Source organism: Pseudomonas sp. (assembly GCF_032058845.1).
In the GTDB taxonomy this organism is placed as follows: domain Bacteria; phylum Pseudomonadota; class Gammaproteobacteria; order Pseudomonadales; family Pseudomonadaceae; genus Aquipseudomonas.
In genome coordinates this window covers 1-23,867 of the sequence record NZ_DAMCCR010000068.1, presented here as the reverse complement: position 1 = coordinate 23,867, position 23,867 = coordinate 1, and the positions used below count along the sequence as shown (strand labels likewise).

Here is a 23,867-nt window from a genome sequence, read left to right as displayed (position 1 = left end):
GTGGCCGCGCGCCTGGCGCCGGTCGCCACTGGCACCGACACCGGCGGTTCGATCCGCCAACCGGCCGCGCTGACCAGCCTCACCGGCCTCAAGCCCACCTATGGCCGCGTGTCGCGCTGGGGCATGATCGCCTACGCCTCCAGCCTCGACCAGGGCGGCCCGATGGGCCGCAGCGCCGAAGATTGCGCCCTGCTGCTGCAAGGCATGGCCGGCTTCGACGTCAACGATTCCACCTCCATCGACGAGCCGGTGCCTGACTACAGCGCCACCCTCAACGGCTCGCTGCAAGGCCTGCGCATCGGCCTGCCGAAGGAATACTTCGGCGCCGGCCTCGACCCGCGCATCGCCGAACAGGTCCAGGCCACCGTTGCCGAGCTGGAAAAACTCGGCGCGGTGATCAAGGAAATCAGCCTGCCGAACGTGCAGCACGCCATCGCCGCGTACTACGTCATCGCGCCCGCTGAAGCCTCCTCGAACCTGTCGCGCTTCGATGGCGTGCGCTACGGCTATCGCTGCGAAGACCCGAAAGACCTCACCGACCTGTACAAGCGCTCGCGCGGCGAAGGCTTTGGCGTTGAGGTGCAGCGGCGCATCATGGTCGGCGCCTACGCGCTGTCGGCGGGCTACTACGACGCGTATTACCTGAAAGCGCAGAAAATCCGCCGCCTGATCAAGAACGACTTCATGGCCGCCTTCGAAGGCGTTGACCTGATTCTCGGCCCGACCACGCCGAACCTGGCCTGGAAACTCGGCGCCAAGGGCAACGACCCGATCGCCGCCTACCTCGAAGACGTCTACACCATCACGGCCAACCTGGCCGGCCTGCCAGGGCTGTCGATGCCGGCGGGCTTCGTCGAAGGCTTGCCGGTCGGCGTGCAACTGCTGGCGCCGTACTTCCAGGAAGGCCGCCTGCTGAACGTGGCGCACCGCTACCAGCAGGTCACCGACTGGCACACCCGCGCCCCTACCGGCTTCTGAGGAATTCATACATGCAATGGGAAGTTGTGATCGGGCTGGAGATTCATACCCAGCTCGCGACCCAGTCGAAGATTTTCTCCGGCAGCGCCACCACCTTTGGTTCCGAGCCCAATACCCAGGCCAGCCTGGTCGACCTGGGGATGCCCGGCGTGCTGCCGGTGCTGAACCAGGAAGCGGTGCGCATGGCCTGCATGTTCGGCCTGGCGATCGACGCCGAGATCGGGCCGCGCAACGTGTTCGCGCGCAAGAACTACTTCTACCCCGACCTGCCCAAGGGCTACCAGATCAGCCAGATGGACCTGCCGATCGTCGGCAAGGGCCACCTGGACATCGCCCTGGAGGATGGCACCATCAAACGCGTGGGTGTGACCCGCGCGCACCTTGAAGAAGACGCCGGCAAGAGCCTGCACGAAGACTTCAACGGCGCCAGCGGCATCGACCTGAACCGCGCCGGCACGCCTCTGCTGGAAATCGTTTCCGAGCCGGACATGCGCAGCGCCAAGGAAGCCGTGGCCTACGTCAAGGCCATCCATGCGCTGGTGCGTTACCTGGGCATCTGCGACGGCAACATGGCCGAAGGCTCGCTGCGCTGCGACTGCAACGTGTCGATCCGCCCCAAAGGCCAGGCCGAGTTCGGCACCCGCTGCGAGATCAAGAACGTCAACTCGTTCCGCTTCATCGAGCGCGCCATCAACAGTGAAGTCCAGCGCCAGATCGAGCTGATCGAAGACGGCGGCAGGGTCATTCAGGAAACCCGCCTGTACGATCCGAACAAGGACGAAACCCGCTCCATGCGCAGCAAGGAAGAGGCTAACGACTACCGTTACTTCCCCGACCCTGACCTGCTACCGGTGGTCATCGAGCCCGCACTGCTCGAGAGCATTCGCGCCTCCCTTCCGGAATTGCCGACGCAGAAGGTCGAGCGCTTCCAGGCGCAGTATGGCCTGTCGGCCTACGACGCCAACGTGCTGGCGGCCAGCCGCGAGCAGGCCGATTACTTCGAGCAGGTCGCCAAGGTCGGCGGCGATGCCAAGCTGGCGGCGAACTGGGTGATGGTCGAGCTGGGCAGCCTGCTCAACAAGCTGGGCCTGGACATCGAGCAATCGCCCGTCAGCGCCGACCAGCTCGGCGGCATGCTGCAACGCATCCGCGACAACACCATCAGCGGCAAGATCGCCAAGACCGTGTTCGAAGCCATGGCGGCCGGTGAAGGCGATGCTGACGCGATCATCGACAGCAAAGGCCTCAAGCAGGTCACCGACAGCGGCGCCATCGAACGCATGCTCGACGACATGCTGGCCGCCAACGCCGAGCAGGTCGAGCAATACCGCGCCGCCGATGAGGCCAAGCGCGGCAAGATGTTCGGCTTCTTCGTCGGCCAGGCCATGAAAGCGTCCAAAGGCAAGGCCAACCCTGCCCAGGTGAACCAGTTGCTCAAGGCCAAGCTCGAAGGCTGACCGTTTCGCCCCGTCGCCCTCGCCTGCAGGTCATCCACCTCTGCTGGAAACGCACCGCCCACGCGGTGCCGCCCCTGGCACAGGTGGGGCGACCGGCAGGCGACTGCCAAGGAGCCCGCATGCAGATCAAGCGTTTGTTAGGCACGCTTGCCTTTTCCTCCCTGGTGACCGGCTGCGCCAGCCACAGCGTCGACCCGCGCGGCTATGACGACACCGGCATGGCCTCGTACTACGGCGCCGCCCACCACGGCAAACGGACCGCCAGTGGCGAACCCTTCAATCAATACGGCCTCACCGCCGCCCATCGCCAACTGCCGTTCGGCAGCCGGGTGCGGGTGACCAACCTGGCCAACCAGCGCAGTGTCGTGGTGCGCATCAATGACCGTGGCCCGCACCGGCGCGGCCGCCTGATCGACCTGTCGCGCGCTGCTGCGGAAAAAATTGGCATGCTGCGTAGCGGAACCGCGCGCGTGCGAGTACAAGGGTTGAGCCGCTGACCTCACTGGAGCCCTGACCATTTCCCTGCTTGCCACCCTGCCCCCCTTCAGCCTGCTGCAACTGTGCGCCGGGCTCGTTCTGATGGTGCTCGGCGCCGAACTGCTGGTTCGCGCGGCCTTGCGCCTGGCAACCCGCTTGCACGTCCGCCCACTGATCATCGGCCTGAGCCTGGTGGCACTCGGCAGCACTGCCCCGCAGCTCACTGTCAGCCTGCAAGCCGCTTACCAAGGCGCGCCCGATGTCGCCGTCGGCAGCGTGATCGGCAGCAACATCTTCAACATCCTGGTGATCCTCGGGCTGACCGCGCTGATCATTCCGCTGAGGGTCTCGCGCCAACTGGTGCGGCTCGACCTGCCGCTGATGATCGGCGCCAGTGCGCTGGTGTACCTGCTCGCCGCCAACGGCTACCTGGGGCGCAGCGAAGGCGTGCTGCTGCTACTGGGCCTGATCGGCTACCTGCTGGTGCTCTGGCGCCAGTCCCGCCACTACGCACGCAGCTATGCGGCGCCGCAGATCCAGCACCTGCAACGCGCGCGCTTCTGGACCATTACCTCCCTGCTGGTGCTGTTCGGCCTGCTGCTGCTGAGCCTGGCGGGGTATCTGGTGCTGGAATCGGCCATCGAAGTGGCGACTGACCTGGGGCTGTCGGAACGGGTGATCGGCCTGACCGTGGTCGCCGTGTGCACCTCGCTGCCGGAGCTGGCGGCCGCGCTGGTGGCGGCATTGCGCGGCGAGCGCGAAGTGGCGGTCGGCACGGTGATCGGCAGCAACCTGTTCAACCTGCTGGGGGTACTGGGGCTGACCGCCCTGGTGAACCCGCAGCCGCTGTCGATCTCGCCCAACGCGCTGGCCTTCGACCTGCCGGTGATGCTCGGCGTCGCCGCGCTGAGCCTGCCGGTGTTCTATTCCGGCTACCGCATCACCCGTGCCGAAGGCCTGGTGCTCCTGGGCCTGTACCTGGTCTATGGCCTGCACGTGGTGACCTTCACCACCGGCATGCCACTGGCCGGCCGCCTGGAACACCTGATGTTCTTCTACGTGCTGCCGGTGCTCGGCGCGGTGCTGCTGTTCACCACCGTACGCGCCTGGCGCCGGCAGCACTGAGCGCAATCACGCTGTGCTGCAAACGCTGCGTCAGGCCTTGGCCTGGCGCATTTTCTTCACCTTGAAGGCGACCCACAACACCGCGATCCAGGCCGGGATCAGCATCACCGAGATGCGAATCGGCGGGGTCAGGTACATCACCACCACGATCAGGGCAATGAAGGCCAGGCACAGGTAATTGGTGAACGGGTGCCCCAGGCTGCGGTAGAACGGCGTCTGGCCCTGAGCCAGCTTGGCCTTGCGGAACTTCAGGTGGGTGATGCTGATGCTCGCCCAGTTGATCACCAGCGCCGACACCGCCAGGGCCATCAGCAGACCGAAGGCTTCACCCGGCATCAGGTAGTTGATGATCACGCACAGGCCGGTGGCCAGGGCCGACACACCCAGTGCCGGCAGTGGCACGCCCCGGCGGTTGAGCCTGGTCAGCGCACGCGGCGCATCGCCCTGGCTGGCCAGGCCGAACAGCATGCGGCTGTTGGCATAGACGCAGCTGTTGTAGACCGACAGCGCGGCCGTCAGCACCACCACATTGAGCACCGTGGCCACGACGTCGCTGTCCAGCTCATGGAAGATCATCACGAACGGGCTGCCGCCCTGCACCACCTTCTGCCACGGATACAGCGCCAGCAGCACCGCCAGTGCGCCGATGTAGAAGATCAGGATGCGGTACACCACCTGGTTGGTGGCCTTGGGAATGCTCACCCGTGGGTTGTCTGCCTCGGCCGCCGTGATGCCGACCAGCTCCAGCCCGCCAAAGGAAAACATGATCACGGCCAGCGCCATCACCAGCCCGGTGATGCCGTGAGGGAAGAACCCGCCATGCTGCCAGAGGTTGGCGACACTGGCGTCCGGCCCGCCAGTGCCCGTGCCGAGCAGCCACACGCCGAAGCCGATCATGCTGACGATCGCCACCACCTTGACCAGCGAGAACCAGAACTCCATCTCGCCATAGACCTTTACCTGGGTCAGGTTGATGGCGTTGATCAGCACGAAGAAGATCGCTGCCGTGGCCCAGGTGGGGAAGTCCGGCCACCAGTACTTGACGTAGATGCCCACCGCCGTCAGCTCGGCCATGCCCACCAGCACGTACACCACCCAATAGTTCCAGCCCGAGACGAAGCCTGCGAACTCGCTCCAGTAGCGGTGGGCGAAGTGGCTGAAGCTGCCGGCGACCGGCTCTTCCACGACCATCTCGCCGAGCTGGCGCATGATCAGGAAGGCCATCACCCCGGCGATGGCATACCCCAGCAATACCGAAGGCCCGGCCAGCTGGATGGTCTGGGCGATGCCCAGGAACAGGCCGGTACCGATGGCACCGCCCAGGGCGATCAACTGGATATGGCGGTTTTTCAGCCCGCGATGCAGCGGATCGGGCGTGTTCTGCTCGTGCATGAGGTGTCCTTTGGCTCAGAAGGCAGTGTCAGGAATGGCAGGAAACGTCTTGAGAAAGCGCTGCTGCCTGGAAAAGCGACCGAGGTCGCTGCCAACGCAGCATGGCCAGGCATCAAGCTTTTCGTGCCACACCTGAGAGAGACGGCGGGCAGCATCTAGATCCAGCCGCCCCACTGCAAGACGAAAATGCCGATGTTGGTGGTGATCGCCGCCATCAAGGTGGTGATGACGATGATCGAAGCCGCTAATTCGTGATTGCCGTTGGCCGCGCGGGCCATGACATAACTGGCCGCCGCCGTCGGGCTGCCCAGATACAGGAAGAGAATGCCCAGCTCGGCGCCGCGAAAGCCGCACAGCCACGCACCGAGGGTACCCAGCAGCGGCAGCCAGACCATTTTCAGCAGGCTGGCATCGATGGCCAGGCGGCCGCTGTCACGCAGGGAGGCCAGCGACAGCGTGCCACCAATGCAGATCAGGGCCAGGGGCAAGGTCATCTGTGCGAGGTAATCGCCCGAGGTGAGCAGCCAGTTGGGCAGCGGCACCTGCGCGTAGGCGAGCGGCGTGGCGACGACGACGCTGAGGATCAACGGATTGACCGCCAGGCTCTTGAGGATGCTCCACGGATCGGACTTCAGGCTCGGGCTGTACACCGCCAGCACCACAGCCGAGAGCGAGTTGTAGAGCAGGATCACCATGCCCGCGAGGACGGCGCCCAGGGAAATACCCACGTCGCCATACAGACTCGCTGCCAGGGCCAGGCCGATCACGCCGTTGTTGCCGCGAAACGCACCTTGGGTATAGATGCCGCGCTCATGGGGCGGGCAACGCCAGATCGCCATGCCCCAGCAGAGTGCGAAGCCCAGCACGGTAGCGACGATGAAATAGCCGATCAGGCCAGGGCGGAAAGCGGCGGAGAGGTCGGCATGGTAGATGCCGAGAAACAGCAGCGCCGGCATGCAGACGTTGAACACCAGGTTCGAGGCAACGCGGTTGAAGCCATCGTCGATGACATGCAGACGCTTGAGCGCAACGCCCAGGAACAGCATGGCGAACACGGGCGCCGTGATGTTGAAGGTCTGGATCAGCAGGGCAAACATGAAAGGCGGGAATCCTGGGTACGCGGTCAGTCGAAGATGATACGCCAGTGCTCAGGACTTGAGGTTTTTTACCCGTCATAAAAGGCAGTTTCCTACGAAACTGCCTTGATCAAGCGGCGTGTCTCAGCGGCGCACCGGCCGCTTCTGCAGCTTGCGTTGCAACGTGCGGCGGTGCATGCCCAATGCCCGGGCTGTCGCCGAGATATTGCCTTCGTGCTCACCCAGCACGCGCTGGATGTGTTCCCACTGCAGGCGGTCGACCGACATGGGGTTGTCGGGCACCAGCGTATCGAGGTTGGCGTGCTCGGACAGCAACGCGGCGAGGACGTCATCGGCGTCGGCGGGCTTGCACAGGTAATTGCAGGCGCCGCGCTTGATGGCCTCCACGGCCGTGGCGATGCTGGAGTAGCCGGTCAGCAGCACCACACGCATTTCCGGGTCGAGCTCCAGCAGCTTGGGCAGCAGCACCAGGCCCGAGTCACCTTCCATCTTCAGGTCGAGGGTGGCGTAGTCAGGCAGGTCGCGCTTGGCCAGCTCATAACCCTCTTCGGCCGAGGCGGCGGTGCTGACGCGAAAGCCGCGACGACTCATGGCGCGCGCCATCACGCGGGTGAAAGTGGCGTCGTCGTCTACCAACAACAGGTGGGGCAGTTCTTCGCCTTCGACCTGGGTTTCTTCGCTCATCGTGGTTCTCCTGGCGTGCCATGGGGCAAGCGTAATTCGGTCAGGGTGCCGCCCTGTTCATGACTATAGAGTTTTACCGAGCCGCCGGCGCGGGTCACGCTGGCCTTGCTCAGGAACAGGCCGAGGCCGAAGCCTTTGCCCTTGGTGGTGATGAAGGGCTTGCCAATGGCTTCGGCGATGGCCGGTGGAACCCCGGGGCCATGGTCACGGATGCTGATCAGGATGTCCTGGGCATCCCAGTCCAGGCTGACTTCCAGGCTGTCAGGGCAGGCATCGGCGGCATTGTTCAACAGGTTCAGCAGCGCCTGGGTAAGGTCCGGCGGCGGTGCCAGGCGCGGCACCTCGCCATCGCGCAGGCGCTGGAAACGGTAGCTGGTTTCAGGACGCATCAGGTGCCAGCGGTTCAGGGCTTCATCGAGCCAGGCGGTGACCTCCTGCTCGACGATGGCCATGCGCCGGTTGGCCTCGGCGGCGCGCACCAGTTGCTGCAGGCTGTGCTTGCACGACTGCACCTGGTCCTGCAGCACGATGAGGTCTTCCTGCAATTGCGGGTCGGTGTGGTCCTGGCGCATCTCGTTGAGCAGCACGCTCATGGTCGCCAGCGGCGTGCCGAGTTCATGCGCGGCGCCCGCGGCCTGGGTGGCCACGGCCAGCAACTGCTCGTCGCGCAGGCTGTCTTCGCGGCGCTCGGCGCGCAGTTGCTCGGCGTTGCGCAGCTCTTCGGCCATGCGCGCGGCGAAGAAGGTGATCACCGCCGCGGCCAGGGCAATACTCAACCACATGCCGTAGACCTGCATGGTGTCGCGCGCCATCGGCATGCTTTCCAGCGGGTAGAACTGCACCAGCAGCAGGCTGTAGGCCGCCAGGGCGATGCCCGACAGCACCAGCGAGTAGATCCACGGCAGCGTGACTGCCGCGATGGCCAGCGGCACCAGGTAATACGACACGAAGGGGTTGGTCGAGCCACCCGAGTAATACAGCAAGGCACTGTGGATCAGCAGGTCACAGGCCAGCTGCAGCGCATATTCCAGCTCCGTGACCGGCAGCGACAGGCGCAGCCGCAGCGCCGTGAAGGCGCACAATATCGAGGACAGCGCCAGGGTCAGGGCCAGCGACAGCCACGGCAAGGGCAGCAGTTCGGTCCAGTAGGCAACGCCCACCGAGCCTGCCTGGGCAGCGAGCACCAGCACGCGGATGACGGTGAGGCGCCAGAGGTTCAGGCGGGTGGCAGATAACGGGTGTGGGGCGGCGAGCATGAGCTCTCCTGATGGCAACAGCGGAAAAAACGCCAGAAGTATACCGAAGCGGCTCACTTCACTGTAGCGATGCGGCAAAGCGCCACACTTTGATACAAGCAGGCGATGGCAGGTTTGAACCCGGTTCAGTGTCCCCGGTCTTAATCGCCATCGGGGCTGACTGCCCCTGCCCGCTTTCACGCCAAGGAGCTCCACATGTTCATTCCACGTCGCAGTGCCGCACTGATCGTCGCCTCGGGCCTGCTCGTCAGCCTGCCGGCGCTGGCCGCCGATGAGCCACGCTACAACCAGGTCTCGCTGCGCGCCGAAGTCAGCAAGGAGGTCGCTCGCGACCTGATGGTGGTCACGCTCTACACCGAGGCCCAGGACAACGACCCCGGCAAGCTGGCCAAACAGATCACCGACGCCATGAACAAGGCTGTGCAGCAGGCGCGCGGCGTCAAGGACGTGAAGATCAGCCAAGGCAGCCGCAACAGTTACCCGGTCTATGACAACAAAGGTCAGAAGATCAATGGCTGGCGCGAGCGCGCCGAGCTGCGCCTGGAAAGTGCCGACTTCCCGGCCCTGTCCAAGCTCACCGGTGACCTTCTGCAAGACCTGAAAATGGGTGGCATGGACTTCTCCATTGCACCCGCCACGCGCAAGACCAGCGAAGACCAGTTGCTCAAGGAAGCGGTCGATGCCTTCAAGGCCCGCGCGCAGCTGGCCACCGAAGCACTGGGTGGCTCGGGTTACAAGGTGGTCAACCTCAACCTGAACAGCAGCGGCTATCCGCGTCCCTACCTGCGCAGCGCGCCCATGGCGATGAAGGCCATGAGCGCTGACGAAGCGGCGTCGGCACCCGATATCGAAGCGGGCACCAGCGAAGTCAGCATGAATGCCGATGGCCTGATCGAGATCCAGATGCCGTAACCTGCAGGCGCTCGGTCGGCCAGGTGGCCGGAGCGCGTCACGCGCTTCGGTACTTATTCTGGGAAACTTTCATACGCCGCCTACGGCATCTTCCTACAGAAGCATTCACGCTTTCTGACTAGTCGCAACAGCCTGAAAACTCTCGATCTTGCATCGAAAACCTTCATAAATCGTCGCATCCTCGCAAAAGTTACACGTATGCGACATTGATGTACGATCGTTCTACATTTTCAGCCTCAGCCTTTCTTCGAGCGTTGCAATGACCTGCCCCCTGGACAAGTATCCCTGGGTCGGCTCACGAGGCCATCTCACTCGAAAAAGTACAAGAATGAGGCCAACATGCTCAAAACCGCAGTTTTCCCTCTTCTGGTGGGCGCTGGCCTGCTGATCGGCAGTGCGCCCACCTTCGCTGCCTCCAACCTGGTGTTCTGCTCTGAAGGCAGCCCGGCTGGATTCGATCCCGGGCAGTACACCACCGGCACTGATTTCGATGCTTCCGCCGAAACCATGTTCAACCGCTTGACCCAGTTCGAAAGAGGCGGCACCCAGGTCATTCCGGGGCTGGCCACGCGCTGGGAGATCGGCGAAGACGGCAAGACCTATACCTTCCACCTGCGCGAAAACGTCAAGTTCCACACCACCGAGTACTTCAAGCCCTCGCGCACGTTCAATGCCGACGACGTGCTGTTCACCTTCAACCGCATGCTCGACCCGCACCAACCCTTCCGCAAAGCCTACCCCTCCGAATTCCCGTACTTCACCGACATGGGCATGGACAAGAACATCGCCCGCCTGGAAAAACTCGACGCCAACACGGTGCGTTTCACCCTCAATCAGGTCGATGCCGCCTTCATCCAGAACCTGGCCATGAGTTTTGCCTCGATCCAGTCGGCGGAGTATGCCGAGCAGTTGCTCAAGCAGGGCAAACCGGCCGACATCAACCAGAAGCCCATCGGCACCGGCCCGTTCGTGTTCAGCAGGTATCAGAAGGACGCGCTGATCCGCTACAAGGGCAACAAGGATTATTGGAAACCCGAGGACGTGAAGATCGACAACCTGATCTTCGCCATCACCACCGACCCGTCGGTGCGCATGCAGAAGCTGCGCAAGAACGAATGTCAGGTCACGCTTTTCCCCCGCCCGGCAGACATCGACATCCTGAAGAAAGACCCCAACCTGCAGATGCCCGAGCAGGCCGGCTACAACCTTGGCTACATCGCCTACAACGTCATGGACAAGCTCAAGGGCAGTGATCAGCCCAACCCCATGGCCCAGCTCAAGGTGCGCCAGGCGCTGGACATGTCGGTAAACAAGCAGCAGATCATCGATTCGGTCTATCAGGGCGCCGGGCAACTGGCGGTCAACGCCATGCCACCCACGCAGTGGTCCTATGACACCAGTATCAAGGACGTGCCGTTCGATCCGGAAAAAGCCAAGGCGCTGCTCAAGGAAGCCGGCATCCAGGAAGGCACTGAAATCCCCCTCTGGGCCATGCCCGTGCAACGCCCCTACAACCCCAATGCCAGGCTGATGGCCGAGATGCTGCAGGCCGACTGGGCCAAGATCGGCATCAAGGCCAAGATCGTCAGCTATGAGTGGGGCGAGTACATCAAGCGCTCCAAGGGCGGCGAGAACGGCGCCATGCTGATCGGCTGGAGCGGCGATAACGGCGACCCGGACAACTGGCTCGGCACCCTGTTCGGCTGCGATGCCGTGGAGGGCAACAACTTCTCCAAGTGGTGCTACAAGCCCTACGACGACCTGATCAAGCAGGCCAAGGCCACCTCTGACCAGGCCAAGCGCAGCGAGCTGTATCAGCAGGCCCAGCGCATCCTGAAGGAACAGGTGCCGCTGACGCCGATTGCCCACTCGACGGTCTACCAACCCATGAGAAAGACGGTCCAGGGCTTCAAGATCAGCCCCTTCGCGCTCAATTCGTTCTATGGCGTCAGCGTGAGCAAATAGCCGGACCTGCGCTGCGTAGGGTCAGGCAGTCTTGCGCTTGAGCGGCAGCGGCGTCTGGCAGCGCCGCCGCCCTTCAGACCGCCGTCCGACGCCCGGCAGCGGCTGCCCGTAAACCCGGCGGCCGCTGCAGCCGCACCGCTGCACCGCTGCCGTCATCCGCCCAAGGAAGGGCCACGCACCTCTACAAGGAGTTGTCATGCGTACCCCCTTTCTGCTCTGCGCGCTGATGGCCGCCGGGCTGACCAGCCACACCCCTGCCGCGCTGGCCAACAGCCTGGTGTTCTGTGCCGAGGCCAGCCCCGCCGGCTTCGACACCGCGCAGTACACCAGCGCCACCGACAACGACGCGGCCGCGCCGATCTACAACCGCCTGATGGAATTCGAACGCGGCGGCACCGCGGTGAAGCCGGCGTTGGCCACTGCCTGGACGGTCTCTGAAGATGGCCTGCGCTACACCTTCACGCTGCGCGAAGGCGTGAAGTTCCACAGCAACCAGGCCTTTACGCCAAGCCGCGACTTCAACGCAGATGATGTGCTGTTCACCTTCCAGCGCATGCTCGACACCCAGCACCCCTTCCGCCTGGCCTACCCCGCCGAATTCCCTTACTTCGTGAGCATGGGCATGGACAAGAACCTGCTCAAGATCGAGAAAAATGGCCCATTGAGCGTCACGTTCCAGCTTGCCGAGGTGGATGCCGCGTTCGTTCAGAACCTGGCCATGGGCTTTGCCTCGATTCTGTCGGCCGAGTACGCGCAGCAGTTGCAGGCAAAGGGCCGCGCCAGCGACATCAATCAGCAGCCCATCGGCACCGGCCCGTTCATCTTCCAGCGCTATCAGAAAGACGCGCAGATCCGTTATCGCGCCAACCCAGACTACTGGGCGCCAGATGAGGTCAGGCTCGATACCCTGGTGTTCTCGATCAATGTCGACCCTTCCGTGCGCATCCAGAAGCTGCGCCGCAACGAGTGCCAGATCACCCTCAACCCACGCCCTGCCGACCTGCCGGCACTGCGCGCCGACCCAGACCTCAAGGTGCTCCAGCAGGCGGGCTTCAACCTGGGTTACATCGCCTACAACAACCGTCGCGCGCCGTTCGATCAACTGGCCGTACGCCAGGCCCTGGACATGGCGGTGAACAAGCAGGCGATCATCGAGGCGGTCTACGGGGCCTCGGGGCAGATCGCGGTCAACCCGATGCCGCCGACCCAGTGGTCGTATGACCAGAGCCTGAAAGATGCCCCCCACGACCTGGAAAAAGCCAAGGCACTGCTGCGTGAAGCAGGCGTCGCCCCCGGCACCGAGATCACTCTGTGGGCCATGCCCGTGCAACGCCCCTACAACCCCAACGCCAAGCTGATGGCGCAGATGCTGCAGGCCGACTGGGGCAAGCTCGGCTTGAAGGTACGCATCGTCAGCTATGAATGGGGCGAGTACCTCAAGCGCCTGAAAAAGGGCGAGCACGATGTGGCGTTGGTGGGCTGGACCGGCGACAACGGCGACCCGGACAACTGGCTCGGCACGCTCTTCAGCTGCGCCGCCATCGGCAGCAACAACTACGCGCAGTGGTGCGACCCGGCCTACGACCCGCTGATCACCCAGGCCAGGCGAGTCACCGATCAGGCCCAGCGCAGCGCGTTGTACCAGCAGGCGCAGCAGCGCCTGAAACAACAGGTGCCGATCACGCCGATCGCACACTCCACCGTCAACCAGCCGATGCGCACCAGCGTCATCGACTTCAAGGTCAGCCCCTTCGGCCGCAACACCTTCTCCGGCGTCAGCACCGAGTAACCCGCGTCACCCGCCCGGGCGTGCCTTTGCACGCCTGCGGCTCCGTGCGCGCGGAATTTGCCGGCACCCGCAACGCCGGCCCCGTGCAACACCCCAGTGCAACACCCTGCCCGCTTTCACGGCGGGTCATAACTAGAAAGGAGCATTCACCTTGAAAACACCCTACATCGCGTTGGCCCTGGCCATCTGCAGCCTGAGTGACCCGGCCGTCGCCGAGCCCATCAGCCAGGACGCCCTCCCCCTGCAACGCCCGGCAACCTCCGCTCAGGATCAGGCCCCAGGCTTCCTGGAGGGCCAGAGCGTGTCCGGCTCCACCCGTAACTTCTATGCCCGCGAGCATTCCGCACGCGGCCCGCTGTGGCGCTACCACAAGGCCGACGGCAGCCTGCATGACAGCCACAGCCGGGAAAGCTGGGTGCAGGGCACCATCCTCAACTACAGCTCGGGGTTCACCCAAGGCACTGTGGGCTTTGCCGTGGAGGCGGCCGGCTACAACGCGCTGGCCCTGCAGCAGGGCCGCGCACGGGTGGCCGGCCCGAACAACCGCACCCTGACCCACAGCGACGGTGACGTGCTCGCGCAGTGGAGCAAGGTCGGCCTGGCCAACCTCAAGACACGGGTCTCCAACACCACCCTGACCGTCGGCCGCCACACCGTCGATACGCCGGTGATCGCCTACATCGGCAACCGCGCCCTGCCCTCGAGCTTCCAGGGCGCCAGCCTGCACAGCGCCGAGTTCGATACCCTGAGCTTCGATGCCGGCACCTTCGACCGCGTGTCGCCACGGACCGAACAGAGCCTGAGCAAATTCCGCAGCGAGTACGGCGCCGCAGGCGTGGAAACCGACCGCGTGAGCATGCTGGGCCTCAACTACCAGCCGCTGAAGAGCCTGACCACCAGCCTGTACGCCTCCAAGGTCGATGACTTCTGGAACCAGTACTACGTCGGCGCGCTGCACGAGATCGGCGACAGCGACACGCTGAGCCTGTCGACCAACCTCAACTACTACAAGACCGTCGACACCGGGCGCAAGAAGCTGGGCGAGATCGACAACGACACCTACAGCCTGTCTCTGGGCCTGACCCACCAGGCCCACACCGTCTCGGTGGCCTGGCAGCAGGTCAACGGCAACGAGTACTTCGATTACCTGCATGAAACCAACGGCATCTTCCTGGCCAACTCGCTGATGTCGGACTTCAACGGCCCCAACGAGAAATCGCTGCAGTTCTCCTACGTGCTGAACATGGCGCCGTTCGGCGTGCCGGGGCTCAAGTTCAATGTGTACAACGCGCGCGGCTGGGGCATCGACGGTACTCATTACCGCGGCACCGGCTACGACGTGGCCGGCATGAAGGGCGAGAGCCATTACGAATACGGCTTCGGCACCAGCTATGCCGTGCAGAGCGGCCCGTTCAAGGACACCGCGATTCGCGCCACCTACACGGCGCACCGGGCCAGCAAGGGCCAGGCCGATGGCAGCCTGGATGAGCTGCGGGTCGTGACCACGGTGCCCTTCAACATCCTTTGACCTGAACTGCCATGGCGCCTCGCTGCGCCATGGCAGCTATCCTGTAACGGTTCCCCAGGAGATCGCATGAAACTCAATGCCACCTTGCTTACCCTGCTGCTGGTCATGGCCGGCCAGGCACTGGCCAAGCCGCTGGTGGTCTGCACCGAAGCGAGCCCCGAGGGCTTCGATGTGGCCCAGTACAGCACTGCCGTGACCTTCGATGCAGCCGCCGAAACCGTCTTCAACCGGCTGATCGAGTTCACCCCGGGCACCACCGACCTGCAACCGGCCCTGGCCGAACGATGGACGGTGAGTGACGACGGGCTGGTCTATACCTTCCACCTGCGCCGCGGCGTGCAGTTCCACCGCACCGACTACTTCACCCCCACGCGTGAGTTCAACGCCGATGACGTGCTGTGGAGCTTCCAGCGCCAGCTCGACCCCAGGCACCCGTGGCACGACAAGGCCAGCGTGGGCTTTCCCTACTTCGAAAGCATGGCGTTCGGCCAACTGATTCGCTCGGTGGAAAAGACTGACCCCTACACCGTGGTCTTCACCCTCACTCGCCGTGAAGCCCCCTTCCTGCACGACCTGGCCATGGGCTTCACTTCGATCTATTCGGCAGAGTACGCCGACCAGCTGCTGGCCGCCGGCAAGACCGCCGAGCTCAACAGCAAGCCGATTGGCACCGGGCCCTTCGTGTTCCAGCGCTACGCCAAGGATGCCCAGGTGCGCTACCGCGCCCACCCGGATTACTTCCGTGGCGCACCGCCGGCCGAGACCCTGGTGTTCGTCATCGCCACCGACAACAACGTGCGCCTGCAGAAACTGCGCGCCAACGAGTGTCAGATCGCGCTGTACCCCAAACCCGAAGACGTGCCGTCCATCGAGGCCGATCCGCAGCTGAAAGTGGCGGGCATCGAGACCCTGGTCACCAGCTACATCGCGCTCAACACCCAGCACCCGTTCCTCAAGGATGTGCGCGTGCGCCGGGCGATCAACATGGCCTTCGATCGACGCAGCCATGTCGATCAACTGTTCGGCGAAGGCAATGCCCTGCCTGCGGTCAATCCCTATCCACCGAGCATGCTGGGCTACAACACGGCCACCCACAACCTGCCCTACGACCCGGACAAAGCCCGCGCCCTGCTCAAGGAAGCCGGGGTGCCGGTCGGCACGGTGCTGACCCTCTTCACCCGCAACGGCGGTGGGCCGAGCAACCCCAACCCGCGCTTGTCTGCCGAAATGTTCCAGGCCGATCTGGCCAAGATTGGCCTGGTTCTGGACATCCGTGTCATGGAATGGGCCGAGATGCTGCGCCGTGGCAAGCGTGGCGAGCACGACCTGCTGGCCAGCGGCTGGGCCGGCGACAATGGCGATCCAGACAACTTCCTCACGCCATTGCTGGGCTGCGAGGGTGCCAAGACGGGTGAGAACTACGCACGCTGGTGCAACTTCGCCTTCCAGGCGCTGATCACCCAGGCCCGTGAAATCATCGAACCTGCGGCCCGCGCCAAACTCTATGAGCAAGCGCTGGCGGTGTACGATGGCGACCAACCGTGGATCGCGATCGCCCATCCGAGGATCTTCACGGCCATGCGCAGCAACGTCGAAGGCTACCAACCCAGCCCGCTGACCAAAAACAACTTCGCCACTACCCAGGTGAAGTAGTACAGAACAACGATCGCCGGCTCCTGCAGGAAGCCGGCGGCACTTGCCGCAGCGGTTGACCACCCCGCGGCCTGAAGAGGTACCGTCATCCATGTTGAGTTTCATTGCCCGCCGCCTGGGCCTGCTGATCCCCACGTTCTTCGGCATCACCTTGCTGACCTTCGCGCTCATACGCCTGATCCCCGGTGATCCGGTGGAAGTGATGATGGGTGAGCGCCGGGTAGACCCCGAGATGCACGCCCAGGCCATGGAGCGCCTGGGCCTGAACAAGCCGCTGCCGGCGCAGTATCTTGACTACATCACCAAGCTCGCCCACGGCGACCTGGGTGAGTCGCTGCGCAGCCGCGAGAGTGTGTGGAGCGAGTTCACCACGCTGTTCCCCGCCACGCTGGAGCTGGCCGGCGCTGCCTTGCTGTTCGCCGGCATCGTCGGCTTGCTGGCAGGGGTGATTGCGGCCCTCAAGCGCGGCTCGCTGTTCGACCATGGCGTGATGGGCATTTCCCTGGCCGGTTATTCCATGCCGATCTTCTGGTGGGGGCTGATCCTGATCATGTTCTTCTCCGTGAGCCTGGGTTGGACGCCCGTCTCGGGCCGCAACGGCGTGCTGTTCGACGTCGAGCCAGTCACCGGCTTCATGCTCATCGACACACTGCTCAGCGGCGAGGAAGGCGCGTTCAAGGACGCCGTCATGCACCTGATCCTGCCCGCCATCGTATTGGGCACGATTCCCCTGGCGGTGATCGCGCGCATGACCCGCTCCTCGATGCTCGAAGTGCTGCGCGAAGACTACATCCGCACCGCACGCGCCAAGGGCCTGTCACCGGCGCGCGTGGTGTTCATTCACGGCCTGCGCAACGCGCTGATCCCCGTGCTGACGGTGTTCGGCCTGCAGGTCGGCGCGCTGCTGGCAGGCGCCGTGCTGACCGAAACGATCTTTTCCTGGCCGGGCATCGGCAAGTGGTTGATCGAGGCCATCGGCGCGCGGGACTACCCCGTGGTGCAGAACGGCATTCTGCTGATCGCCTGCCTGGTGATCAGCGTCAACTTCGTCGTGGACATCCTCTACGGCCTGGTCAACCCCCGCATTCGCCATCAGCGCTGAGGCCCCGTCATGACGACTCCTACGCTCAAACCCCTGGCGACCCCGCAAGCGGTGGACCAGAGCCTGCTCTACCCCTCGCCCTACAAAGAGTTCTGGCACGCCTTTTCGCGCAACAAGGGCGCAGTGGCCGGGCTGTTCTTCATGTGCCTGGTGCTGTTCTGCGCCCTGTTCGCACCCTGGGTCGCGCCGCACAACCCCAGCGAGCAGTACCGTGATTTCCTGCTGACTCCACCGGTCTGGCTCGAAGGCGGCACCTGGCGCTTCATCTTCGGCACCGACGAACTGGGCCGCGACCTGCTGTCGCGACTGATCCAGGGCGCGCGGCTGTCGCTGCTGATCGGCTTGTCGTCGGTGGTGCTGTCGTTGATCCCCGGCATCCTCATGGGCCTGCTGGCGGGTTTCTTCCCGCGCCTGCTGGGCCCGGGCATCATGCGCCTGATGGACGTGATGCTGGCGCTGCCCTCGCTGCTGCTGGCGGTGGCCATCGTCGCCATTCTCGGCCCTGGGCTGATCAACACGGTGATTGCCATCGCCATCGTCTCGTTGCCGTCGTACGTGCGCCTGACCCGCGCCGCGGTGATCGGTGAGCTGAACCGCGACTACGTCACGGCGGCGCGTCTGGCCGGTGCCGGGTTGCCGCGGCTGATGTTCATCACCGTGCTGCCCAACTGCATGGCGCCGCTGATCGTGCAGGCGACCTTGAGCTTTTCCTCGGCGATTCTCGACGCCGCCGCCCTCGGTTTCCTGGGCCTTGGGGTGCAACCGCCGACCCCCGAGTGGGGCACCATGCTGGCTTCGGCCCGCGACTACATCGAACGCGCCTGGTGGGTGGTGAGCCTGCCCGGGCTGACCATCCTGCTCAGCGTGCTGGCAATCAACCTGATGGGCGACGGCCTGCGCGATGCGCTGGACCCGAAACTCAAGAACGCCGCCTGAGGAGAACGCCATGTCCCTGTTGACGATCAACAACCTGAACGTGCGCTTCGGCGACGCAGATGCCATACCGGTGGTCGACGGCCTCGACCTGAACGTGGACGCCGGCGAGATCCTCGCCATCGTCGGTGAATCCGGCTCCGGCAAATCGGTGACCATGATGGCCCTGATGGGCCTGATCGAGGCGCCCGGGCGGATCACCGCCGACACCCTGCGTTTCAATGGCCAGGACATGCTGACCCTCAGCCGCCGTCAGCGGCGCAAGGTGGTCGGCAAAGACATCGCCATGATTTTCCAGGACCCGATGACCGCGCTGAACCCCAGCTACACCGTGGGTTACCAGATCGAAGAAGTGCTGCGCCAGCACCTGGGCCTGAAGGGCAAGGCGGCCCGCCAGCGCGCCCTGGAGTTGTTGCAGAAGGTGGAGATTCCGGCCCCTGAAAGCCGGCTGGAGGCCTACCCGCATCAGTTGTCCGGCGGCATGAGCCAGCGCGTGGCGATCGCCATGGCGATTGCCGGCGAACCGCGCCTGTTGATCGCCGATGAGCCGACCACCGCGCTGGATGTGACCATCCAGGCGCAGATCATGGAGCTGCTGGTCAACCTGCAGCAGGAACACGACATGGCGCTGATCCTGATCACCCACGACCTGGCGGTGGTGGCGGAAACGGCCAAGCGGGTCTGCGTGATGTACGCCGGGCAGGCTGTCGAGCTCGGCCAGGTGCCGACGCTGTTCAACCTGCCGGCCCATCCTTACAGCGAAGCGCTGCTGGCGGCGATTCCCGAGCACAGCCTGGGCGCCGAACGCCTGGCGACGCTGCCGGGCATCGTGCCGGGCCGCTATGACCGCCCGCAAGGCTGCCTGCTCTCACCGCGTTGCCCCTATGTGCAGGACGACTGCCGACAGCAACGCCCGCCGCTGGAGCCACAGGCCCATAGTCAGGCGCGCTGCCTGCACCCATTGAATCAGGAGGTGGCGTGATGACTGTCGTGCTGACTGCGCGTGAACTCACGCGCCACTACAGCGTTTCCCGCGGCCTGTTCAAAGGCTCTGCGGTGGTGCAGGCTCTCAACGGGGTGTCGTTCGAGCTGCAAGCCGGCAAGACCCTGGCGGTGGTCGGCGAGTCGGGGTGTGGCAAGTCCACACTGGCCCGCGCCCTGACCCTGATCGAGAAACCCAGCGCGGGCTCCTTGCAGATCGACGGGGTGGAAGTCGCCGGGGCCAGCAAAGCCGAGCGCAAGCAGCTGCGCCGCGATGTGCAGATGGTGTTCCAGAGCCCTTACGCCTCGCTCAACCCGCGTCAGAAGATCGGTGATCAACTGGCCGAACCGCTGTTGATCAATACATCGCTCAGCCGCAGTGAGCGGCGCCAGCGGGTGCAGGCGATGATGGAACAGGTCGGTCTGCGTCCTGAGCATTACCAACGCTATCCGCACATGTTCTCCGGTGGGCAGCGCCAGCGCATCGCCCTGGCCCGGGCCATGATGCTGCAGCCCAAGGTACTGGTGGCCGATGAACCGACCTCGGCGCTGGATGTGTCGATCCAGGCGCAGGTGCTGAACCTGTTCATGGACCTGCAGCAGCAGTTCGACACCGCTTACGTGTTCATTTCCCACAACCTGGCAGTGGTGCGCCACGTGGCGGACGAAGTGCTGGTGATGTACCTGGGTCGGCCGGTGGAAATCGGCCCCAAGCTCGACCTCTATGACACACCGCTGCACCCCTACACCCAGGCCCTGCTGTCGGCCACGCCGACCATCCATCCCGACCCCGGCAAACCCAAGCTGCGCATCAGCGGCGAGCTGCCCAACCCGCTGAACCCGCCCGATGGCTGCGCCTTCCACAAGCGCTGCCCCTATGCCACCGAGCGCTGCACCCGGGAAGTGCCCGCGCTGCGACCGGTGCACACCCGCCAGGTGGCCTGCCACTACGCGGAGCAGTTTCTCTAGGCAATGTAAGAAAAGTCTTCTACAGGCTGGCGAGGAACCTGTAGGAGCGGCTTGAGCCGCGATGGCCGGCATAGCCGGCCTGATTCAAGCGCCGCATGCTGTCAGACTGGACGCGGCCGCAACCACTGGGGCTGCTGCGCAGCCCATCGCGACTGAAGTCGCTCCAACAAGGTAGGCGCACCCCAGGGAGCGAGCTTGCTCGCTCTCGCTCCTACAGAACAGCGCACAACACTTGTGAGCAGGCTTTTCCTACAAAGCCGGGAACCGTTACACCAGATGCAAGAAGGGGCCGCACATGCGGCCCCTTCTTCGTTCAACGCTCTTCGCTTAGTGCACGAAGATAGCGATAAGGATGATGATTGGAATCGGGATGCCGAGGAACCAAAGCAGCAATGAACGCATGGTGAATCTCCTTGTTTGAACCTATTAACGTACGGTACGGGTCGTGGCGTAGGTGTCTTCGACGTAGACCACACGGTCACGACGACGGCCACCGAACAGTGCAGCGATGCTGGCGAAGAAGGCGCCGCACAGCAGGGCAACGAAGGTCCACAGGGCAGTCCAGGCAGCCACTTTGGTGGCGGTCTCGGCAGCTTGCTTGGCATCGGCCTTGGCTTGCTGCACTTTGCCCAGGGCTTCGTCTACGCGGGCTTCGGCTTCAGCCTGGGTCAGGCGGGTGCGCTGGGCAACGAGCTGTGCCAGGTAGGTGCGGTCGGCTGGCTCGAGCGTACCGCCTTGGGCAACGCCACGGGCCAGGATGCGAGTGGCAACGCCGTTGGCAGCATCTTCGCTGACGCCGACTGGCGCATCGCTGCGGAACAGGCCGTCTACGAAGTAGCGCATCGGGTCATTGTTGCCCGAGGATTTGTCGGCAGTAGCAGCGGCCGCTGCACCCGCACCGGCTACTACGCTGGCACCGGCCTTGGCGCCGGCACCGATCACGTTGCCCGCAGCGCTGACGATGAGCACGCCTGCTACCAGCGTGGCGACAGCCCACGACAGGAAGCCATGCGCGGTGTCGCGGAAATACACTTCATCACCGTGCAGGTTGGCCCATTTGACCCGCAGACGACCGGCGATGTAGCCACCTGCGCCTGAAGCGATGATCTGTGTGACCAGCAGCCAGACGATCGTCGAAATGCCCAACGCTTGCGCGCTGGCACCTTCGTTCTCCCAAGGGGAAGTCGCTGCAAAGCCTAATCCGGCCCCCAGCACCACCAGGATCATTGACAAGGACGCGGCTGCAGCAGCACCCGCAAAGATTGCAGCCCATGACACCCCCGAACGATTCGGGGCCTCTGAGACAGCGGTTGGCAGATCGGCATTCGTTATCATGACTCGGCGCCTTATGATTGTGAGCAAAACTTCCGTGGATTCGCACGAGGGACAGTGCAGCGCACGTGCCAGATATGACAAAAAATGACATTCAATTAAATCAATGACTTAGCGATATTCGCCTTCCTAGGATCGTGCGAAACGCCCGAAGCCATCCAAATGAAGTGGGCGTTATGCAGTGTCGGACCGCCCGGACGCCACCCGGCGTCGGTGCAAGCTTGCCGAGCGGCTGCCAGGCGATGCACTATCGCCCGATGATCGCCCCTCTTTTCCCCGATGGTCCCGAACAGACGCCGCTGACGGCGGACGTCGTGATGCGCTACCACCTGTGCTGGAAACAACGCGACCTGGAGGGCGTCATGGCGCTCTACCACCCGGCGGTGCGCTACCACGACTTTTTCCAGGACCGCGTGCTCGATCACACGCAACTGCATGACTACGTGGCGCTGTGCCTGCCGCACCAGGCCGGCGAAGACATCGTCCACAGTGACCGCATTCGCGTGGATGGCTGCAAGGCGTTCATCCAGTATCAGGTCACGGTGCAGGGCGGCGACGGCCTGGTCGCCTTTCAGTCCAGCGAAGTGATCACCGTGCGCGATGACCTCATCTGGCAGGTCAACGAGTACGCCACACTGGTGCGCCAGTCTGCGCTCGGCGCTGCCAGTGTCAGTGACTCACGCCGCCCCGCCACCAGCCGCCTGGGATTGTCCCCGCGCCAACTGAGCACCATGGCGCAGGATCTCGAGCAGTATTTCCAGCGACGGCGCCCCTACCTTGACCCACAGCTGGACTTGCAACAGGTGGCCAGCGAAAGCGGCTACAGCCGCAACCAGATTTCGTACCTGCTCAACCAAGTGCTCGGACAAAGCTTCTACCGCTACGTGAACCACGCGCGGTTGCAGCACCTGTTGGGACAACTGGAGGCAGGCAGCACCGGCGCGCGGATCGACGAACTGGCCTTCGCAGCCGGCTTCAACTCGTTGTCGGCGTTCTACAAATGCTTCCGCGAGCACACGGGGCGTTCTCCGAAGGCGTTTCTCGGCCAGAAATGAGGGTGGCTGCTCTGTGCAGTCGTGCTTGTCGAAGACAGACGGTCGACGTGGCAACCAGCGGTCTTTCGCCAGGCCCTGACGAACGATTGGCTCAGGCCAGCGAAGCCGACCCAAAACTGCCAACGCACTCTACCGTTAGTGCGCAGCGCCTGAATTGGGCCGGCTGCGTCGGCCCAACGACTGCAACTCGATTCATCCCGGTCCACCCAGCGCCAAGCCTGACCCGACCCAGCTACCCTGCCCATCCATTTTTCTCTGCGTGCACGCACGCAAGACAGCCCGCCCAGCGCCGCACTAGCATCGTTGCCAGACCTGGAAACGGCAGCGGGAGCAGTAGCGGATGCAAGCGTGGCGCACGATCAGCCTGTGGATGGACCAGCTCGACGAGCCCCTCGTCGCTCGACCGTCCCTGCCGCACGACCTGGACGTCGATGTGTGCATCATCGGCGCCGGTTACACCGGGCTGTGGACGGCCTATTACCTCAAGCGCCAGGCGCCCCACCTGCGTATTGCGATCCTCGAAGCCCAGACCGCAGGCTTCGGCGCGTCCGGGCGCAATGGCGGCTGGCTGATGGGCAATCTGCTTGGCGAAGACCGCCTGCTCGCCACCCTCTCGGCGCAGCAGCGGCGAGACAGCATCGACCTGCTGCACGACATCCCCGATGAAGTGCAGCGCGTGCTGCAGCGCGAGGGCATCGACTGTGATTACCGCAAGGCCGGCGTCATCTACTGCGCGGCGCGCTACCCGGAGCAGGAACGCCATCTGCGCGCCTACCTCGATGACCTCTATCGCCAGGGCATGAACGAAGACGACTACTGCTGGCTGAAACCCGAGCAACTGGCCGGCCAGTTGCGCGCCAGCAACGCCTACGGCGCCCTCTTCAGCCCGCACGTGGCAACCCTCAACCCCGCCCGGCTCGTGCGCGGGCTGGCACGGGCGGTCGAGGGCCTGGGCGTGACGATCTACGAGAACACCCCGGCGCAAGATTGGCACACCGGCGAGGTGCGCACGGCCCAAGCGCGGGTACGCTGCGACTGGGTGGTGCCTGCCGTGGAAGGCTACGCCGCCAGCCTGCCGCCGCTGGGGCGTCATCAGTTATCGGTGCAGAGCCTGCTGGTGGCGACCGAACCGCTACCCGCCTCGGCCTGGGAGCAGATTGGCCTGGGCCAAGGCCAGGCGTT

Annotated in this window: 20 protein-coding genes; 15 read left to right on the top strand and 5 right to left on the bottom strand. The window is 64.2% G+C overall.

The window, feature by feature from the left end:
• The 4 genes from RT028_RS13865 to RT028_RS13850 all read left to right on the top strand — a co-directional run.
• On the top strand, window positions 1–978 hold a 978-nt coding region (locus RT028_RS13865; RefSeq protein WP_312935666.1), incomplete at its 5' end, for an amidase family protein.
• 11 nt (window positions 979–989) lie between these two features.
• A complete protein-coding gene (gatB, locus tag RT028_RS13860) occupies window positions 990–2,435 on the top strand; it encodes an Asp-tRNA(Asn)/Glu-tRNA(Gln) amidotransferase subunit GatB (protein WP_312935665.1) in 1,446 nt (481 codons plus the stop codon).
• Between the two features lie 119 nt (window positions 2,436–2,554).
• Window positions 2,555–2,932 carry a septal ring lytic transglycosylase RlpA family protein gene (locus RT028_RS13855; RefSeq protein ID WP_312935659.1) on the top strand — a complete coding sequence of 126 codons (378 nt, stop codon included), beginning with the start codon at window positions 2,555–2,557 and terminating at the stop codon, window positions 2,930–2,932.
• A gap of 82 nt (window positions 2,933–3,014) precedes the next feature.
• Window positions 3,015–4,037: a calcium/sodium antiporter gene (locus RT028_RS13850; protein WP_409567254.1), complete on the top strand. Its 1,023-nt coding sequence runs from the start codon at window positions 3,015–3,017 to the stop codon at window positions 4,035–4,037.
• Between the two features lie 30 nt (window positions 4,038–4,067).
• Here the strand turns inward: RT028_RS13850 and RT028_RS13845 are convergent, their stop codons facing one another.
• The 4 genes from RT028_RS13845 to RT028_RS13830 all read right to left on the bottom strand — a co-directional run bounded on the left by RT028_RS13845 (window position 4,068) and on the right by RT028_RS13830 (window position 8,466).
• Window positions 4,068–5,429: an amino acid permease gene (locus RT028_RS13845; RefSeq protein WP_312935658.1), complete on the bottom strand. Its 1,362-nt coding sequence runs from the start codon at window positions 5,427–5,429 to the stop codon at window positions 4,068–4,070.
• Between the two features lie 155 nt (window positions 5,430–5,584).
• Entirely contained in the window at window positions 5,585–6,526 is a 942-nt protein-coding gene (locus RT028_RS13840; RefSeq protein WP_312935657.1) for an AEC family transporter, read from the bottom strand.
• Between the two features lie 123 nt (window positions 6,527–6,649).
• A complete protein-coding gene (locus RT028_RS13835; protein WP_312935655.1) occupies window positions 6,650–7,210 on the bottom strand; it encodes a response regulator transcription factor in 561 nt (186 codons plus the stop codon).
• On the bottom strand, window positions 7,207–8,466 hold the full coding sequence (locus RT028_RS13830) for an ATP-binding protein (protein WP_312935653.1): 1,260 nt from the start codon (window positions 8,464–8,466) through the stop codon (window positions 7,207–7,209). Before RT028_RS13830 ends, RT028_RS13835 begins: the two co-directional genes overlap by 4 nt.
• Window positions 8,467–8,661: 195 nt before the next feature.
• Between RT028_RS13830 and RT028_RS13825 the strand changes: the two genes are divergently transcribed.
• From RT028_RS13825 to RT028_RS13785, 9 genes are all read left to right on the top strand, one after another.
• On the top strand, window positions 8,662–9,378 hold the full coding sequence (locus RT028_RS13825) for an SIMPL domain-containing protein (RefSeq protein ID WP_312935652.1): 717 nt from the start codon (window positions 8,662–8,664) through the stop codon (window positions 9,376–9,378).
• Between the two features lie 339 nt (window positions 9,379–9,717).
• Window positions 9,718–11,343, top strand: coding sequence for an ABC transporter substrate-binding protein (locus tag RT028_RS13820; RefSeq protein ID WP_312935650.1), 1,626 nt, complete (start codon window positions 9,718–9,720; stop codon window positions 11,341–11,343).
• A 196-nt stretch (window positions 11,344–11,539) separates the two neighbouring features.
• On the top strand, window positions 11,540–13,132 hold the full coding sequence (locus tag RT028_RS13815; RefSeq protein ID WP_312935644.1) for an ABC transporter substrate-binding protein: 1,593 nt from the start codon (window positions 11,540–11,542) through the stop codon (window positions 13,130–13,132).
• 151 nt (window positions 13,133–13,283) lie between these two features.
• Window positions 13,284–14,660, top strand: coding sequence for an OprD family porin (locus RT028_RS13810; protein ID WP_312935643.1), 1,377 nt, complete (start codon window positions 13,284–13,286; stop codon window positions 14,658–14,660).
• A gap of 66 nt (window positions 14,661–14,726) precedes the next feature.
• Window positions 14,727–16,313, top strand: a complete 1,587-nt coding sequence (locus RT028_RS13805) for an ABC transporter substrate-binding protein (protein WP_312935642.1) — start codon at window positions 14,727–14,729, stop codon at window positions 16,311–16,313.
• A 91-nt stretch (window positions 16,314–16,404) separates the two neighbouring features.
• Complete coding sequence (locus RT028_RS13800) at window positions 16,405–17,415, top strand: ABC transporter permease subunit (protein ID WP_312935640.1); 1,011 nt, start codon at window positions 16,405–16,407, stop codon at window positions 17,413–17,415.
• A gap of 9 nt (window positions 17,416–17,424) precedes the next feature.
• Entirely contained in the window at window positions 17,425–18,351 is a 927-nt protein-coding gene (locus RT028_RS13795) for an ABC transporter permease subunit (RefSeq protein WP_312935638.1), read from the top strand.
• A gap of 10 nt (window positions 18,352–18,361) precedes the next feature.
• Complete coding sequence (locus RT028_RS13790; protein WP_312935637.1) at window positions 18,362–19,330, top strand: ABC transporter ATP-binding protein; 969 nt, start codon at window positions 18,362–18,364, stop codon at window positions 19,328–19,330.
• Window positions 19,330–20,298: a peptide ABC transporter ATP-binding protein gene (locus tag RT028_RS13785; RefSeq protein ID WP_312935635.1), complete on the top strand. Its 969-nt coding sequence runs from the start codon at window positions 19,330–19,332 to the stop codon at window positions 20,296–20,298. The genes RT028_RS13790 and RT028_RS13785 overlap by 1 nt, the downstream gene beginning before the upstream one ends.
• A gap of 426 nt (window positions 20,299–20,724) precedes the next feature.
• Here RT028_RS13785 and RT028_RS13780 read toward each other — a convergent pair whose 3' ends face one another.
• Window positions 20,725–21,633 carry a hypothetical protein gene (locus RT028_RS13780; protein WP_312935634.1) on the bottom strand — a complete coding sequence of 303 codons (909 nt, stop codon included), beginning with the start codon at window positions 21,631–21,633 and terminating at the stop codon, window positions 20,725–20,727.
• Window positions 21,634–21,872: 239 nt separating this feature from the next.
• Here RT028_RS13780 and RT028_RS13775 point away from each other — a divergent pair, with 239 nt between their 5' ends.
• Both RT028_RS13775 and RT028_RS13770 read left to right on the top strand, forming a co-directional pair.
• A complete protein-coding gene (locus RT028_RS13775) occupies window positions 21,873–22,685 on the top strand; it encodes a nuclear transport factor 2 family protein (RefSeq protein ID WP_312935668.1) in 813 nt (270 codons plus the stop codon).
• Window positions 22,686–23,025: 340 nt separating this feature from the next.
• Window positions 23,026–23,867: FAD-dependent oxidoreductase (locus tag RT028_RS13770; protein WP_312935630.1), on the top strand; the 842-nt coding region annotated here is incomplete at its 3' end.